A 14,049-nucleotide genomic window follows, 5' to 3' on the forward strand; every position below is an offset into this window, starting at 1 on the left:
CCGACCACCCCGGGCCGGCCGACGACGGCAGACGGTCGACACCCCCCGGGCCGACCGGCTGACTCCCCGGCTGCCGCCGGTCAGAGCCGGCGGGCTGCGCGGGTAGGTGGAGCGGGCGGGGCGGTTTGCGTCCCCGCGCTCCGCCGCCCCCACGGGCGGAGCGCGGGGACCCCCCGTCCCGGCTACTGCAGGAACGCCCCGAGGGGCGAGAGCAGCAACCGTCCGAGCGCCGCGGCGTTGTCGTCCAGCCGCGTACGCTCACACTCGCGGGCGTCCGGATCGTGCCGGCACCGCCAGATCTTCTGCGCGTTCCGCCAGGCGACATCGCGGGTGTACCCGACCAGTTCCCCCTGGTACCAGTCGTCGATGTCGCCGTTGAGCATGTCGATGAGCAGCTGCCACCGCTCCAGGTAACCCCGCCGCAGACCGGGGATCTTGTCCGCGAAGATCTTGTTGATCTCGAGGTAGTCGTGGTGCTGGTCGCTTCCGTCGACCGGCTCCGACTCCAGGTGGTCGAACGTCGTCACCAACGCGAACGGCAGGTCGAAGTTGATGTGCGCGTTCACACCGGCCGCCGCCGACGGCAACGGCCGGGCGTCGGGCCCGCGCATCCGCTCGAACAGACACGACCAGGCCTTGGGCGTGCCCGGGCTGGAGTCGGTCCAGAGCCGCATGGCGTCGAAGTAGCGGGCCGCGAACTCGACGTCCAGGCGGGACAGGAACGCGGGGTCGACGAACCTGTCGTCGTACAGGCCGTCCAGCACACTGCTGGTGATCGTCAGGTAGAGCCTGTTGAAGTCGGCGAGCGGGCAGCTCGCCTCCAGCGGAGGCAACCGCACCAGCATGTCCTGGAGCTTCGTGAGATGGTCGACCACCGCCGGCACGTCCGCCGGGTGATCGGCGAGCAGGTCGACGATGTCCCGGTGCACGGGCCCCCAGACGGGTTCGGTCATCTCTCCTCCATGATGGTCGTGGCACCCCCGGCGCCGTCGACGGGGCACAGCCTCTCAGCCGACAGCCGCCGCCGGGATCAGTAGAACGACGTATCCCCGGCGCACAACGGCGCCGGGGATACGTAGGGGTGTCGTCAGCCGCGCGCGTTGCGCAGGTGGATCGCGCTGGCCTGCACGCGGGTGCGGACCTGCAGTTTGTCGAAGATGTGCGACACGTGCACGCCGATGGTCCGCTCGCTGATGAACAGCCGCTGCCCGATCTCCCGGTTGGTCAACCCCTCGGCGACGAGCGCGAGCACCTCCCGCTCCCGCGCGGTGAGGGCAGCCAACTCGTCGTCGGCCGGCTCAACCGACGCGGCGGCGCGGGTGCCGTCGGCGCCGTCCCGCTCGTCGAGGGACACCCGGGCCCGCCCCGCCAGCTCCCGGATCTCCGAGGTCAACGGCACCGCACCCAGCCCCTGCACCACCCGGTACGCCTCCCGGAGCAGCTTGCCCGCGGTGGCCACCCTGCTGCGCCGGGCGAGCAGCGCCTCGGCCTGTCGCAGCCGCGAGTACGCCGCCGGGTAGGGGTGGTTACGGCGGTCCCACTCGGCGACCGAGGCGGCCCACAACTCCGGGTCACTACTGTCGAGGCGGCTCACCTCGGCGGCGCACAACGCCAGGAAACCGTCCACCACCGAGCGCACCGGTCGGGCCGCGGACGCGCTCTTGCGCGCGACCCGATCGGCGACGTCGCGCAACCGACGTACCGCCGTCGGGTCCACCGCGACGGTACGACTGGCGTGCGCCTCCGCCTCGGCACGCAGCCCGTGCCACACCAGAGCCGACAGGATCGTCACGTCGTCCGAGCGGCTCTCGGTCAGGCCACGCTGGACGGCCTGCCGCGCGACGTCGTGCCGACCCTCCCACATGGACAGTCCGGCGCGCAGCGTGAGCAGCGGGATGACGTGCCGCGCCCCGCCACCGGCCAGCACGGTCGCCACCGCTTCGAGATCCCGGTCAGCGGCGGCGATGTCGCCGTAGCCCACCGACAGCCGGCAACGGGCCAACAGCAGCTCGACGGCGTCCGCGCCGGACGGCCGGTGCCGCAGCGCGGCGGCGACCACCTTCTCCGCCTCGGCCCACTGCCCCACCCGGAACAGCCCGTTCGTGGCGATGGCCAGCAGACGGGTCTCCCAGGTACGCCCCAGACCCAGCTCGGCCACCCGCTCGGCACCCCGACGGGCCACCACCACGCCCTCTTCGAGGATGTTGAGCGGCCCGGTCAACAACTCCGCCAGGTGCAGGTACGCGCAGGCCACGTCCTCCGGCTGGCCGGAGCGCTCGGCGGTCTCGAGAGCCTGGCGCATCACCGCCAGGCCGGCGTCCGGGTCCTCCAGGTACGCGTCGCTGAAACCGAGCGCCGAACTGGCCAGCACCACCTCGGTGGTGGAACCCTCCACCTCGGCGGCCAACGCCAGCGCCTCCCGGGCGCGCCGGCCCGCGTCGGCATACCGACCCAGGTGCAGCAGCAGCTCGGCGAGTCGCGCGGCGGCGGTGGCCCGGTCCCGTGGCGAGCAGTCCGCCGCGTCGAGGGCCCGCTCGTACTCCTTCTCCGCGAGGGCGGAGCGGCCAGCGGCGGCCAGGTACCGCGCCCGGCGGATGTGCAGCGAGCACCTTGGCCCGCCACCCCGGACCGCTGCCAACTCCTCCAGCAGCGCCAACGCGCGGGCGTGCTCCCCGCAGTGGTGGGCGGCCTCGGCCGCGTTGCCGAGCAGCTCCACCCGGTCCACCTGCGACGAGCCGGAGTCACCGGCCAGCTGCAACGCGGCCGTCCAGTGGCGGTGCGCCTCGGCGTACCCGTGCAGTCGCTCGGCCTCCTGCGCGGCGCCCACCGCCGCCGGCAGGGCTCGGGCCGGCTCGCCGGCCAGCCGCCAGTGATGCGCCAGCCGGGCCTGGCGCAGCTCTCCCGGCGCCGCGGTCAGCGCCTCGGCGTAGCGGCGGTGCAGCCCGGAGCGCTCGGCCGGCAACAGCTCGTGCGCCAGCACCTCGGCGACGAGCCGGTGCCGCAGCCGGTAGCCGTCGTCGGCACCGACCAGCAGTCGGTGCGCCACGGCGGCACGGGCGGCGTCGATCAGCTCGTCCTCGGGCAGGCGCAGCACCTCGGCCAGCAGCCAGTGCTGCACGGGCTCGACACCGGCGGCCACGGCGTGCACCACGGCGTGCGCGTGTTGCGGCAGCGCGTCGACCCGGTCGAGGAAGATCTCGCGCAGCGTCTCGGACAGACCGTCCCGCCCGTCGCGCAGGTCGCGGGCCAACTCCTCGATGACGAACGGGTTGCCGCCACTGCGCTGCCAGACCTGCTCGGCCGCCTCGGCCGGCAACGCCCGGCCCACCACCGCGGCGGCGAGCTGCTCGGTGTCGGCACGGTCCAGCGGGGACAGGTCGAGCACCCGCACCGTCCGCAGCCGACGCAGCTCGGTGAGCACCCGGCGCAGCGGGTGCGCGCCCTGCAACGACTCGGCGCGTACCGCGGCCAGCACCGAGAGTTGCAGGTCGCCGAGGCCGGCCAGCAGGTAGAGCAGCAGTTGCCGGGTGCTGCGGTCGACCCACTGGAGGTCGTCCAGGATCAGCACCAGCGGTCGGCCCTCGGCGATCAGGTGCAGACCCCGGGAGACGCGTTCCAGCAGGGTGCCCGCGCCGTCCGGGCCGCCGGTCTCGTCGGCGAACACCTGCAACAGCCCGCGTACGGCCGAGGAGGTACGCGCCTGCGCGGCGGTCAGGTCGGCGTCGAAGCGTCGAAGCGCCTGGAGCAACGGGTGCAGCGGCGAGGCGTCGCCGATGTCCAGACAGCTGCCGGTCAGGACCAGCGCGCCCGTCTCGCGCAGTCGGACGCCGATCTCGCCGAGGAGACGGGTCTTGCCCACACCGCTCTCGCCGGTCAGGAAGACGGCGGCCGTCTGTCCCTGTGCCACGTCACCGAGCAGCGCCGACCGAACCGTCTGCACCAGCTCGGCCCGGCCCACGAGCGGTGCGGTGTCCACATCGCTGGCCATGGAACGCAGCCTAATCACACGCCCCCCGACCGTTCTACGGCCATCTGCCGCTTGTGGTACTCCTCGCGTCGACATTGCGACTAAAAGGTTGCGGGTGGCCGACATACGTCGTTCTGCCGATCCCCCGTCAGCCCAGGAATGCCAATCTCCGAGGGTCGTCAGCCCATCACCTGGGAAGGACGGGTGTGCCACCCATGATCACTATCGTCGCGGACACGACGCGGACCGACCGCCCACACTGGCCGGTGCCCGAGGAACGACGGACAGTCACCGTGCTCTTCGTCGACATCGTCGGCTCCACCGCGCTTGTCGACCAGCTCGACCCGGAGGACGTCCGCGCTCTGCAGAGGGCCTACTTCGAACGGGTCACCGGCGTGCTGCACCGCTGGCACGGCGTGGTCGAGAAGTACGTCGGCGACGCGGTGATGGCGCTCTTCGGTGCACGGCACTCCGACGGGTTCGACGCGTACCGGGCGGTGCGGGCGGGGCTGGAGATCCAGGCCGCCCTGGACCGTCAGCCGATCCTCGGTGACATCACCCTGCGGGTGCGCGTCGGCATCGCCACCGGTGAGGTGGTGGTCGACCTGGGCGCCGCGGTCAGCGGCGGCCACGGCGTGGCCAGCGGCGCGGTGATCACCACCGCGGCCCGCCTGCAGGGGCACGCCGTACCGGGTGGCGTCGCGCTGTGCGCGGCCACCGCGCGGGCCACCGCCGGCCTCATCGTCCAGCGTCAACTCGCGCCGATGCCGGTGGCCGGCCGGCTGGCGCCGATGCCCGTGTGGCACGCCAGCGGCCTGGCGCGCCCCAGCGCCGACCGGCACGACGGCCCGTTGATCGGGCGTCGCCGCGAACTGGCCGGCATCGCCGACCAGGTGTCCCGGGCCCTGCACGAGCGCGAACCGCGCTGGATCTCCCTCGTCGGCCCGGGCGGCAGCGGCCGCAGCCGACTGCTGCACGAGCTGAGCCGGACGCCGGGCACGGTGGACGGCGTACCCGTGCGCTGGTGCGTGGTGGGCTGCCCGCCGTACCCCGATCAGGTGCTGGCGCCGGTCGCCGAGCTGGTCCGCGTCATGGCGGGCATCCGGCCCGGCGACGGCCCGGCGGCGACCCGCGACCGGCTGACCGACGCCCTGACGCCGTTGTACGCGCCCGGCCGCCTCGCCGAGGTGGTGCCGGCGCTGCGGGGGCTGCTGGCGGCCCCGGACGCCTCGGCCGAGGCGCAGGCCGCGGCGGCGGTCTGCCGGGAGACCCTGCTGCTCCTGGCCGCCCACCGACCACTCGTGGTCGCCGTGGACGATGTGGACCGCGCCGCGCCGGCCGTGCACCGCTTCCTGCACGACCTGTTCGCCGCGGCCACGGTGCGTGGCGTGCCGATGGCCGTGCTCACCGTGCACCAGCCGCAGTGGACCGACACCCGTCCCGGGCCCGCCCGGCGGGTGCCGATCCGGCCGCTGGCCACGGTGCAGTCCGGCCGGCTGCTGCGCCACCTGCTGACCCGCGCCGGGCAACCGGTGGCCCTGGTCGACCGGCTGCTGCCGCCGGTGGGTGGCCGACCCGGGCACGCCGCCGCGTACGTGGCGTCGATCGTGGCGGGCGCGGACCCGGCGACGCTGCCCGAGCCGGTACGTCGCAGCACCGGCGCCGAGCTGGACCGGTTCGACGGCGAGCGCCGGGCGGTGCTGATGGCCGCCGCCACCCTCACGGGCGTGCTCTCCGGCCCGGCCGTCGACCGGGCGCTCGGTTGGCTGCCGGGGCGGTCCGCTCCCCTGCTGCGCGCCCTCGTCGCGGGCGGGCTGCTGCGTGCCGACCGCGCCAGCGGGTACGCGTTCGTCGCGCCGGCGTTGCGTCAGGTCGCGGCCGAGCGCCTCCCCCACGCGCTGCGCGCCGTGCTCACCCGGCGGGCCGCCGCGACGTCGGTCTCCGACGCCACCAGCGGCCGCCGCGTCCGCCCCCCGGCGTCACCACCCGCCGATCGGCCCGCGCCGCGGCCGCGCGTCCGCACCCTCGCGGCGACGACCACGTCCCCCGCACGGTCATCCGAGCGCGCGCCGATCCCCCGCCGGCTGCTCCGCACACCCTCGACGGCGCCCACGCCCGCCGCGCCGACGCGTCCGGTCGACCACACGTCGCTCCCCCGTCGACTGCGAGCGGTGACGACGGCCGGCGACGTGCCGCCGAACAGGACGAGCGCGCCCCTGCCCCTCGGCCGCACCCGGACGTCGATCCGCACCGGCGGCCCGGACACCGGGATCCGATTACCGGTGACGCTCCCGGCGGGCGACCTGGCCGTCCCGGCCTGAGGGCGGCGGGTGGCGGACGGCAGGGGTTCGGTGGGGACGGCGAATCGCCCGACCCCGACGGCTAGGATTGGCGCAGTCATGCTGCTACGGGTGCTCGGGCCGCTCGAGGTCGAGGTCGACACAGGCGGACCGGCCGACCTGGGCGGCCCCCGTCAACGCGCCGTGCTCGCGCTGCTGCTGGCGGCCCGCGGCGAGGTCGTCTCCGTCGGCCGGATGATCGAGGAGCTGTGGCGGGGGGACGCGCCACCACGGGCGATCGTCTCCCTCCAGGCGTACGTCTCACACCTGCGCCGCGTGGTGGAGCCGACCCGCGAACGCCGCGCGCCGGCGCGGGTCCTGGTCACCGTGCCACCCGGGTACGCCCTACGGTTGCCCGCCGACGCCGTCGACGCCAACCGCTTCGAGTCGCTGTTGGCCGAGGCCCGCGCGGTCGGTTGCGCCGACCCGGAGCACGCCCGCCGGCTGCTGCGCACCGGCCTCGGCCTGTGGCGCGGTCCCGCGTACGCCGAATTCGTCGGTGAGCCGTGGGCGCAGCCGGAGGTGATGCGGCTGGAGGAGCTGCGTCTCGCCGCCCGGGAGTTGCTGGTCGACGTGACCATGCGCGGCGGTGACCCCGCCGAGGCGGTGCCGGAGGCGGAACTGCTGACCCGGCAGGCGCCGCTCCGGGAGGAGACCTGGCGGCTGCTGGCCCTGGCGTTGTGGCGTACCGGTCGGCAGGGGGACGCGCTCGCCGCGCTGCGGCGGGCACGGGCGACCCTCGCGGACCAGCTCGGTCTGGACCCCGGCCCGGCGCTGGCCGAGGTCGAGTCCGCGATCCTGGGCCAGCGCCTGGACCTCCTCCCCCCGGTGGCCGCGACGACGCCCGTCGACGGAGGGCAGCCGGAGGAGGTGTTCGTCGGGCGGGAGGCCGAGCTGGCGGCGCTCGGGCAGGCAGCCGCCGAGGCGCGGGTACGTGGCCCGCGAGTCGCGCTGGTCACCGGCGAGGCCGGCGCCGGCAAGACGCGTCTGCTCGGCAGGTTCGTCGAGGACCTGACCGCCAACGGCTGGCTGGTCGCCCTCGGGCGCTGCCCCGAGGTCGAGGGCGCGCCACCGGCCTGGGCGTGGGTCGAGGCGCTGCGGCAGCTCGCGCTCCAGGCACCGCCGGGTGACCTCGCGCCGGCGCTCGCGCCGCTGCTGGCCGAGGACGACGGTGAGGTGGGTGGGGACGTCACCGCCGGTCGGTTCCGGCTGCACCGCGCCGTCGCCGCCTGGTTGGACGCCGCGGCCGTCGGCAGACCGGTCGCCGTCGTACTCGACGACCTGCACGCCGCGGACGCCGAGACCCTGCTGCTGCTCACCAGCGTGACCGAGACCACCGCCGGCGCACTGCTGTTCGTCGCGGCGCTACGGCCCGCCGACAACGCCGAGCGGCTCGCCGACACCATGGCCGCACTGGCCCGCCGGTCACCGCACCGGATCGCGCTGGGCGGCCTGACGACGCCCGAGGTCGAACGGCTGCTCGGCGCGCTGGCCCGGACCACAGTCGATCCGGACACCGTCAGCGCGCTGGCGGAACGCACCGGCGGCAACCCCTTCTACGTCCGGGAGTCGGCCCAGCTGCTCGCCGCCGAGGGCACCCTCGTCGCCACCTCCGACGTGCCCGAGGGCGTCCGCGACGTGCTGCGCCGACGGCTGTCCCACCTGCCGTCCGCTGCGGTGTCGGTGCTGCGCCTCACCGCGACCGTCGGGCGGGAGGCGGACGTACGGACACTCGTCGACGCGTCCGGCACCGACGAGGGCACGGTCCTGCACGCGCTGGAAGCCGGGCTGAGCGCCGGCCTGCTCACCGAGCCGACGCCGGGCCGGGTGCGCTTCGTCCACGGCCTGGTCTGCGACACCATCTACACCGACCTGCCGCAGCTGCGCCGCACCCGCCTGCACGCCCGTATCGCGGCCGTCACCCGCCGGCTGCACCCGGACGACTACCCGGCCCTGGCGCGCCACTACTCGCGGGCCGCGTCGGCCGAGACCGCGCCGCTCGCCGTCGAGTACGCCGTCCGCGCCGCCGAGCTGGCCGAACGGCGCTACGCGTACGACACGGCGATCGAACTGCTCACCAACGCCGTCGACGCCGCGGCGTCGGTGCCCGGGGACCGGGACGCGCTCCGGATCGACCTGCTGGGCCGGCTGCTGCGCGCGCAGGCCCGGGCCGGCGCGGTCGCCGCCGCCCAGCAGAGCCGGAAACGGGCCGTCGACATCGCCATCGCGGCCGGCCGCGACGAGCTGCTCGTCGCGGCGTTCACCGCCTGGACCGTGCCGAGCCCGTGGCTACGACACGAGTACGGCGCGGTGGACCACACCGCCGTCGAGCTGCTCACCCGCCTGCTGCGCGCCGACGGCCTGGACCCGGTCACCCGGTGCCGGCTGCTCGACGCGCTCGCCACCGAGCTGGACGGCGAGTCGGACCCACGCGGTGTGGCGGCCGGACAGGAGGCCCTGGCGATCTCCCGGCGATCGGGCGATCCCGAGCTGCACGCCCTCGGGCTGGCTGCCCGGGCCCGCACGATGAGCTACGAGTTGGAGGCGGCACAGCGCCGGGAGTTGGCGCTGGAGCTGCGTGACCTCGCCGACGAGCACGGCCTCGTGACCTGGCGTTGGGTCGCCGAGCAGGTGGTCGGCCACTGCGCCGCCGCGCTCAACGACCCGGAGCAGCTGCGTGCCAGCGTCGCCCGGCAGGGGCAGCTGGCCGAGACGTACCAGCTCAAGGAGGCGCAGGTCCTCCACCTGTGCTCACTGGCCGTGCTCGCACACGTCGCCGGCGACTTCGTTACCGCGTGGCGACACTACGACGAGGTGGCCGAACAGATGCGGCGGCAGGGGTCACCGCACGGCGCGGCCTTCCACTACCTCGCGGTGGCGACCCTGCTGATGAGCCAGGGCCGCTTCGGCGAGCACGTGGAGGCGACCCGCCGGATGCGGCCGTTGCTGGGGCCGATCGTGGACGACCTGCTGGCGTTGGCACTGATCGAGAACGGTCAGGTGGACGAGGCCCGCGCCATGCCGATCGGCCGGCACACCTACCGTCCCGACTACTTCCAGTCCTCCCTGCTGAGCGTACGCGCGATGGTCATCGTGGCCCTGGGCCGAGCGGACCTGGCACAGCCGGTGATCGACGCGCTGCTCCCGTTCCGTGATCAACTGGCCGGCCTCTCCACCACGGCTGCCGTGGTACGGCCGGTCGCGCTGACCCTCGGAGAGCTCCTTCGTCTGACGGGGCGCACCGAGGAGGCCGCCCGGCACTTCCAGCTGGCGGCCAGCCTGGCGCGCCGGTGGGAGTCGCCGCACTGGCTGGCCCAGGCGACGGCGGCGCTGGCCGACTGAGGCCTGTTGCCGGGCGGCGGGCTGGCGGCTTGCTCCTTCCAAGTGGGTTCCAAGTGGCGGCGAGAAAGATCGTCGTGTTCGACCCACTAAATCCTTGGAAAGGGCACCGTGAATCAGAACCACCAGGAAGCGATGGCCGACGTCCGCGACATGTACATGGTGCACACCATGTTCCGTCGTGAGTTCGGCCTGCTCCCGCAGCTCGTCCGCGGCGTACGGTCGGGTGACGTGAAGCGCGCGGACGTGGTCGGCGCGCACGCCGCGCTCATGTGCCAGCAGTTGCACCTGCACCACGAGGGCGAGGACATCTTCCTGTGGCCGCTGCTCGCCGAGCGCGGTGGCGCGGAGGCCGCTGCCGTCGTACCCGCGATGCAGGCCCAGCACCACGCCATCGAGCAGGCCTACGAGGCGGTCGTCGCCCTGCTCCCCGAGTGGCGGCGGACCGGACGCGACGGCGAGGCGGTGGCCGAGGCCCTGGATCGTCTGCGCGTGGCGACGACCGAGCACATGGCCCTGGAGGAGTCCGAGATCCTGCCGCTGGCGCAGCGGTACGTCACCGCGGCCGAATGGGCGAAGCTCGGTGAGCACGGATTGAGCGACACCCCCAAGAAGGACCTGCCGCTGATCTTCGGCATGGCGATGTACGAGGGTGACCCCGCAGTGATCAAGGCGGTGCTCGCCCACGCCCCGCTGCCGGCACGGCTGATGATGCCGGTCGTCGGGCCCCGGCTCTACCGCACGCACGCCAAGCGCGTCCACGGCACGGCCACGCCCCCGCGCATCGGCGCGAACGCCCGCTGAGAGAACGGCAGCTCGCCAGCGAGTCTGGCTGGTGAGCTGCCACCCGGCTCGCTCGCCAGCTCTGCCACCGGCTTGCTGCCGCGAAATCGACCACGCCGGCGAGGGGGCGGCGTGGTCGATGGCACCAACCGCCACCGGCGAGCTGGGGGCAGCCGGCGGCGGGTGGCCGTGGAGGGGGCAGACGCCACCGAGCCGGTGCCACCGCGCGGCAGACACCAGGCCCACGCCAACACGGCGCGAACACCGAGCCCACGGGCCGGACACCGAGCCCAGGCCAATACGGCGCGGGCACGCCACGGAGTCCGGGCCCAGCGCGGGGTCAGATGTCGGTCAGGAAGGCCAGCACGCGGGGCCAGGCGGCTGCGGCGGCGTCCGGGGCGTACCCGGTGAGGGCCGGGTCGGTGAACAGGTGGCCGACGCCGGGGTAGCGGAACACCGTCAGGTCGACGCCGGCGGCGGTCATCGCCTGCTGCCACTCGTCGACCTCGTCGGGGGCGTCGTACGGGTCCGGGTCGGCGATGTGCAACTGCACCGGCAGACCGCGCCGGACCGTGTCGGGTGAGCCACCGGTGCCGTGCAGCAGGAGCAGGCCGGCGGCGTCGGGGCGCTCGCCGAGCAGCGCTCCCGCGACGCCGGCACCCATCGAGAAACCGGCGAGGACCGTCTGCGGCGGCAGGTCGCGCAGCGCCCCGCGGGCCCGGTCGAGCACCACCTCGTGGCCGATCTTGTCGAGCAGCGCGAAGCCCTCCTCGACGGTGTCGACGGCGGGGACGCCGTACAGGTCGGGGGTGGTGACCTGGTGCCCGGCGGCGCGCAACCGGTCGGCGGCGGCACGGACGGCGGGCCGGAGCCCGTACACGGAGTGGAACAGCACGACGTGTCGCATCCGGTCATCGTGCCGCAGTCGGACCGCCGATCGGTGCGGCCACGCGGGGGGCGGGATCAGACCAGCGCCGCGAGCCGGGCCACCAGAGCCTCCGGCGGGGGCGTCGCGGCGATCTCCTGACTGACCTGTACGGCGGCGGTGCGCAGGGTCTCGTCGGTGAGCAGCCGGGTCAGTGTGTGCGCGGTGATGTCGGCGGGGCGCGACGCGAGGCCCGCCCCTCGGCGGGCCACCAGCTCGGCGTTGTGCCGCCGGTCCCCCGGGCCGACGGTGGCCAGTTGCGGCAGGCCGGCGGCGAGGGCGCCGAGCGCGCTGCCCGCACCGCCGTGGTGGACCAGCGCCGCGCTCGCCGGCAACGCCTCGTCGAGCGGAATCCAGTCGACCACCCGGACGTTGTCGGGCAGCGGCCGTGCGGTCGTACGCCGATCGGGTCGGACCAGCACGATCTCGGCGTCCACCCCGGCCGCGGCGGTGACCACGGCGGGCATCGGGCCCCGGTCGCCGGGGCCGGTGAGGGTGCTGCGGGTGACCAGGATCCGGGGTCGCCGGCCCGGTTCGCGCAGCCAGGCCGGCAGCTCACCGCCGCCCCCGTAGGAGGTGTGGCGCATCGGCCAGCCGTCCTGGCGGGCGACGCTGGCCGGCGCGACGGCGAGGGCGGCGGCCGGCGGGGGCAGCTCGGTCAGGCCGTGCCGGCGCAGTGCGGCGCCGAGTCGGGCGACCGTGGCGTCGACCAGCTCGCGGCCGTCGAAGAGGTTGTTCTCCTGGCGTACGGCCGGCACGCCCAGCCGGGCGGCGGCCACCGCGCCGGCGACCGCGAACGGTTCGTGGAGCACCAGGTCCGGTCGCCATTCGTCGGCCAGCCTGACGACCGGATCGGTGAGTTGGTCGTTGAGCGCGCCGAAGAGCAGCCCGGCGCCCCGGGTGCCCGCGGTGCCGGCCAGTTCGGCGCGGGCCACCAGCGGATGGCGCAGGAGAACCCGCCGCGCGATCCGGCCGAAGGCGAAGCCCGGTGCGATGTCGTGTACGGCCAGGCCTGCGTCGGCGGCGGCCAGGCCACCGCCGCCCGTGGCGAGCAGCACGTCGTGGCCGGCGTCGCGCAGTGCGACGGCCAGCGGCACCAGCGGGAATGCGTGCCCGACCAGCGGGGCGGAGACCACCAGCACACGCATAGCCCCGATCCTATGTCGACACGCGCGGCTCCGATGTCCCGCCGACCGGGCGGTGTCAGCCGGACTGCCGCTGGTCGACGATGCGGCGCATCTTGCCCATCGACCGCTCCACCGCGTCCGGGGCGAGCACGTCCACTGCCACGCTCACCCCGATCGTGTTCTTCACCAGCTCGACCAGGGTCACGCCGGCCCGCTCGGCGGCGTCCACGGACGCGTCGGCGCGCCGCTCGACCCGCACGGTGAGGGTGTCCAGCCGGCCGCGCCGGTCCAGGACGCACTGGAAGTGCGGCGAGAGCTGCGGCGTACGTAGGATCAGCTCCTCGATCTGGGTGGGGAAGACGTTCACTCCCCGCACGATCATCATGTCGTCCGTCCGGCCGGTGATCTTCTCGATCCGCCGCATGGGACGGGCGGTGCCGGGCAGCAGCCGGGTGAGGTCGCGCGTGCGGTAGCGCACCACCGGCATCGCCTGTTTGGTCAGCGAGGTGAGCACCAGTTCGCCCTGCTCGCCGTCGGGCAGCACCGCGCCGGTGACCGGGTCGATGATCTCCGGGTAGAAGTGGTCCTCCCAGAGGTGCAGCCCGTCCTTGGTCTCGACGCACTCGGTGGCCACACCGGGGCCCATCACCTCGGAGAGCCCGTAGATGTCCAGCGCGTGGATGTCCAGGCGCTGTTCCATCTCCCGGCGCATGTCCTCGGTCCACGGCTCCGCGCCGAAGATGCCGACCCGCAGCGAGGTGCCGCGCGGGTCGATGCCCTGACGTCGCATCTCGTCGATGATGGCGAGCATGTAGCTGGGCGTGACCATGATGATCTCGGGTTCGAAGTCGCGGATCAGCAGCACCTGCCGCTCGGTCATGCCGCCCGAGACGGGGATGACCGTGCAACCCAGCTCCTCGGCGCCGTAGTGGGCGCCGAGGCCGCCGGTGAAGAGCCCGTAGCCGTACGCGACGTGCACGCGGTCACCGGGCCGCCCGCCGGAGGCGCGGATCGACCGGGCCATCAACCGGGCCCAGGTCCGCAGGTCGTCGCGGGTGTAACCGACCACCGTGGGTCGGCCGGTGGTGCCGGAGGAGGCGTGCAGTCGGGCGATCTGCTCCCGGGGTACGGCGAACATGCCGAACGGGTAGTTGTCGCGCAGCTCCGCCTTGCCGGTGAACGGGAAGCGGGCCAGGTCGGCGAGGTCGCGGCAGTCGTCGGGGTGCGCCCCGACGGCGTCGAAGGCCCGGCGGTAGTGCGGGACGTTGTCGTACGCGTGCCGCAACGACCAGCGCAGTCGCTCGCGTTGCAGGGCGCGCAGCTCGTCGACGTCGGCGCGCTCGATCGGCTCCAGCTCCTCCGCTGAAGGGGTGCGGTCCTGCATCGCGTGCCTCCTTGGTGCGGCGGTCCCGGTGGGGCTGCCGGTACCGTACGCCCGCGTTCGTGCGGCTGAGGCGGCGGTCAGCGTACGGCCGGCAGCCGGCGCAGGGCGTCGACCAGCGGGGGGCGGTGGGCCGGCGCGGAGGTGGCGAGGACGGCGGGACGACGACGCCGGGTCAGGCGGATGCC

General features: G+C 74.5%; 8 protein-coding genes. 3 read left to right on the forward strand and 5 right to left on the reverse strand.

Annotated features, from left to right (window positions below; translation table 11 throughout):
* Window positions 1–182: 182 nt before the first annotated feature.
* Both ABZV06_RS24700 and ABZV06_RS24705 read right to left on the reverse strand, forming a co-directional pair.
* Window positions 183–953 carry a DUF5995 family protein gene (locus ABZV06_RS24700; protein WP_355624486.1) on the reverse strand — a complete coding sequence of 257 codons (771 nt, stop codon included), beginning with the start codon at window positions 951–953 and terminating at the stop codon, window positions 183–185.
* Window positions 954–1,087: 134 nt separating this feature from the next.
* Complete coding sequence (locus tag ABZV06_RS24705; RefSeq protein WP_355624488.1) at window positions 1,088–3,988, reverse strand: AAA family ATPase; 2,901 nt, start codon at window positions 3,986–3,988, stop codon at window positions 1,088–1,090.
* A gap of 194 nt (window positions 3,989–4,182) precedes the next feature.
* On the opposite strand from ABZV06_RS24705, the gene ABZV06_RS24710 reads away from it, so the two are divergent.
* The 3 genes from ABZV06_RS24710 (at window position 4,183) to ABZV06_RS24720 (ending at window position 10,449) form a co-directional block, all read left to right on the forward strand.
* Entirely contained in the window at window positions 4,183–6,288 is a 2,106-nt protein-coding gene (locus ABZV06_RS24710) for an adenylate/guanylate cyclase domain-containing protein (protein WP_355624490.1), read from the forward strand.
* A gap of 78 nt (window positions 6,289–6,366) precedes the next feature.
* Window positions 6,367–9,648, forward strand: coding sequence for a BTAD domain-containing putative transcriptional regulator (locus ABZV06_RS24715; RefSeq protein ID WP_355624492.1), 3,282 nt, complete (start codon window positions 6,367–6,369; stop codon window positions 9,646–9,648).
* A 108-nt stretch (window positions 9,649–9,756) separates the two neighbouring features.
* Window positions 9,757–10,449 carry a hemerythrin domain-containing protein gene (locus ABZV06_RS24720; protein WP_355239032.1) on the forward strand — a complete coding sequence of 231 codons (693 nt, stop codon included), beginning with the start codon at window positions 9,757–9,759 and terminating at the stop codon, window positions 10,447–10,449.
* A gap of 319 nt (window positions 10,450–10,768) precedes the next feature.
* Here ABZV06_RS24720 and ABZV06_RS24725 read toward each other — a convergent pair whose 3' ends face one another.
* The 3 genes from ABZV06_RS24725 to paaK are packed head-to-tail and all read right to left on the reverse strand — an operon-like array spanning window position 10,769 to window position 13,864.
* Window positions 10,769–11,335 (reverse strand): dienelactone hydrolase family protein, encoded by a 567-nt coding sequence (locus ABZV06_RS24725; protein ID WP_355239035.1) that lies wholly within the window; start codon window positions 11,333–11,335, stop codon window positions 10,769–10,771.
* A 56-nt stretch (window positions 11,336–11,391) separates the two neighbouring features.
* Window positions 11,392–12,501: a nucleotide disphospho-sugar-binding domain-containing protein gene (locus tag ABZV06_RS24730; RefSeq protein WP_355624494.1), complete on the reverse strand. Its 1,110-nt coding sequence runs from the start codon at window positions 12,499–12,501 to the stop codon at window positions 11,392–11,394.
* 55 nt (window positions 12,502–12,556) lie between these two features.
* Window positions 12,557–13,864, reverse strand: coding sequence for a phenylacetate--CoA ligase PaaK (gene paaK / locus ABZV06_RS24735; RefSeq protein ID WP_355239041.1), 1,308 nt, complete (start codon window positions 13,862–13,864; stop codon window positions 12,557–12,559).
* Window positions 13,865–14,049: the final 185 nt, after the last annotated feature.

The organism is Micromonospora sp. NPDC005172 (assembly GCF_040608555.1).
Lineage (GTDB): Bacteria > Actinomycetota > Actinomycetes > Mycobacteriales > Micromonosporaceae > Micromonospora.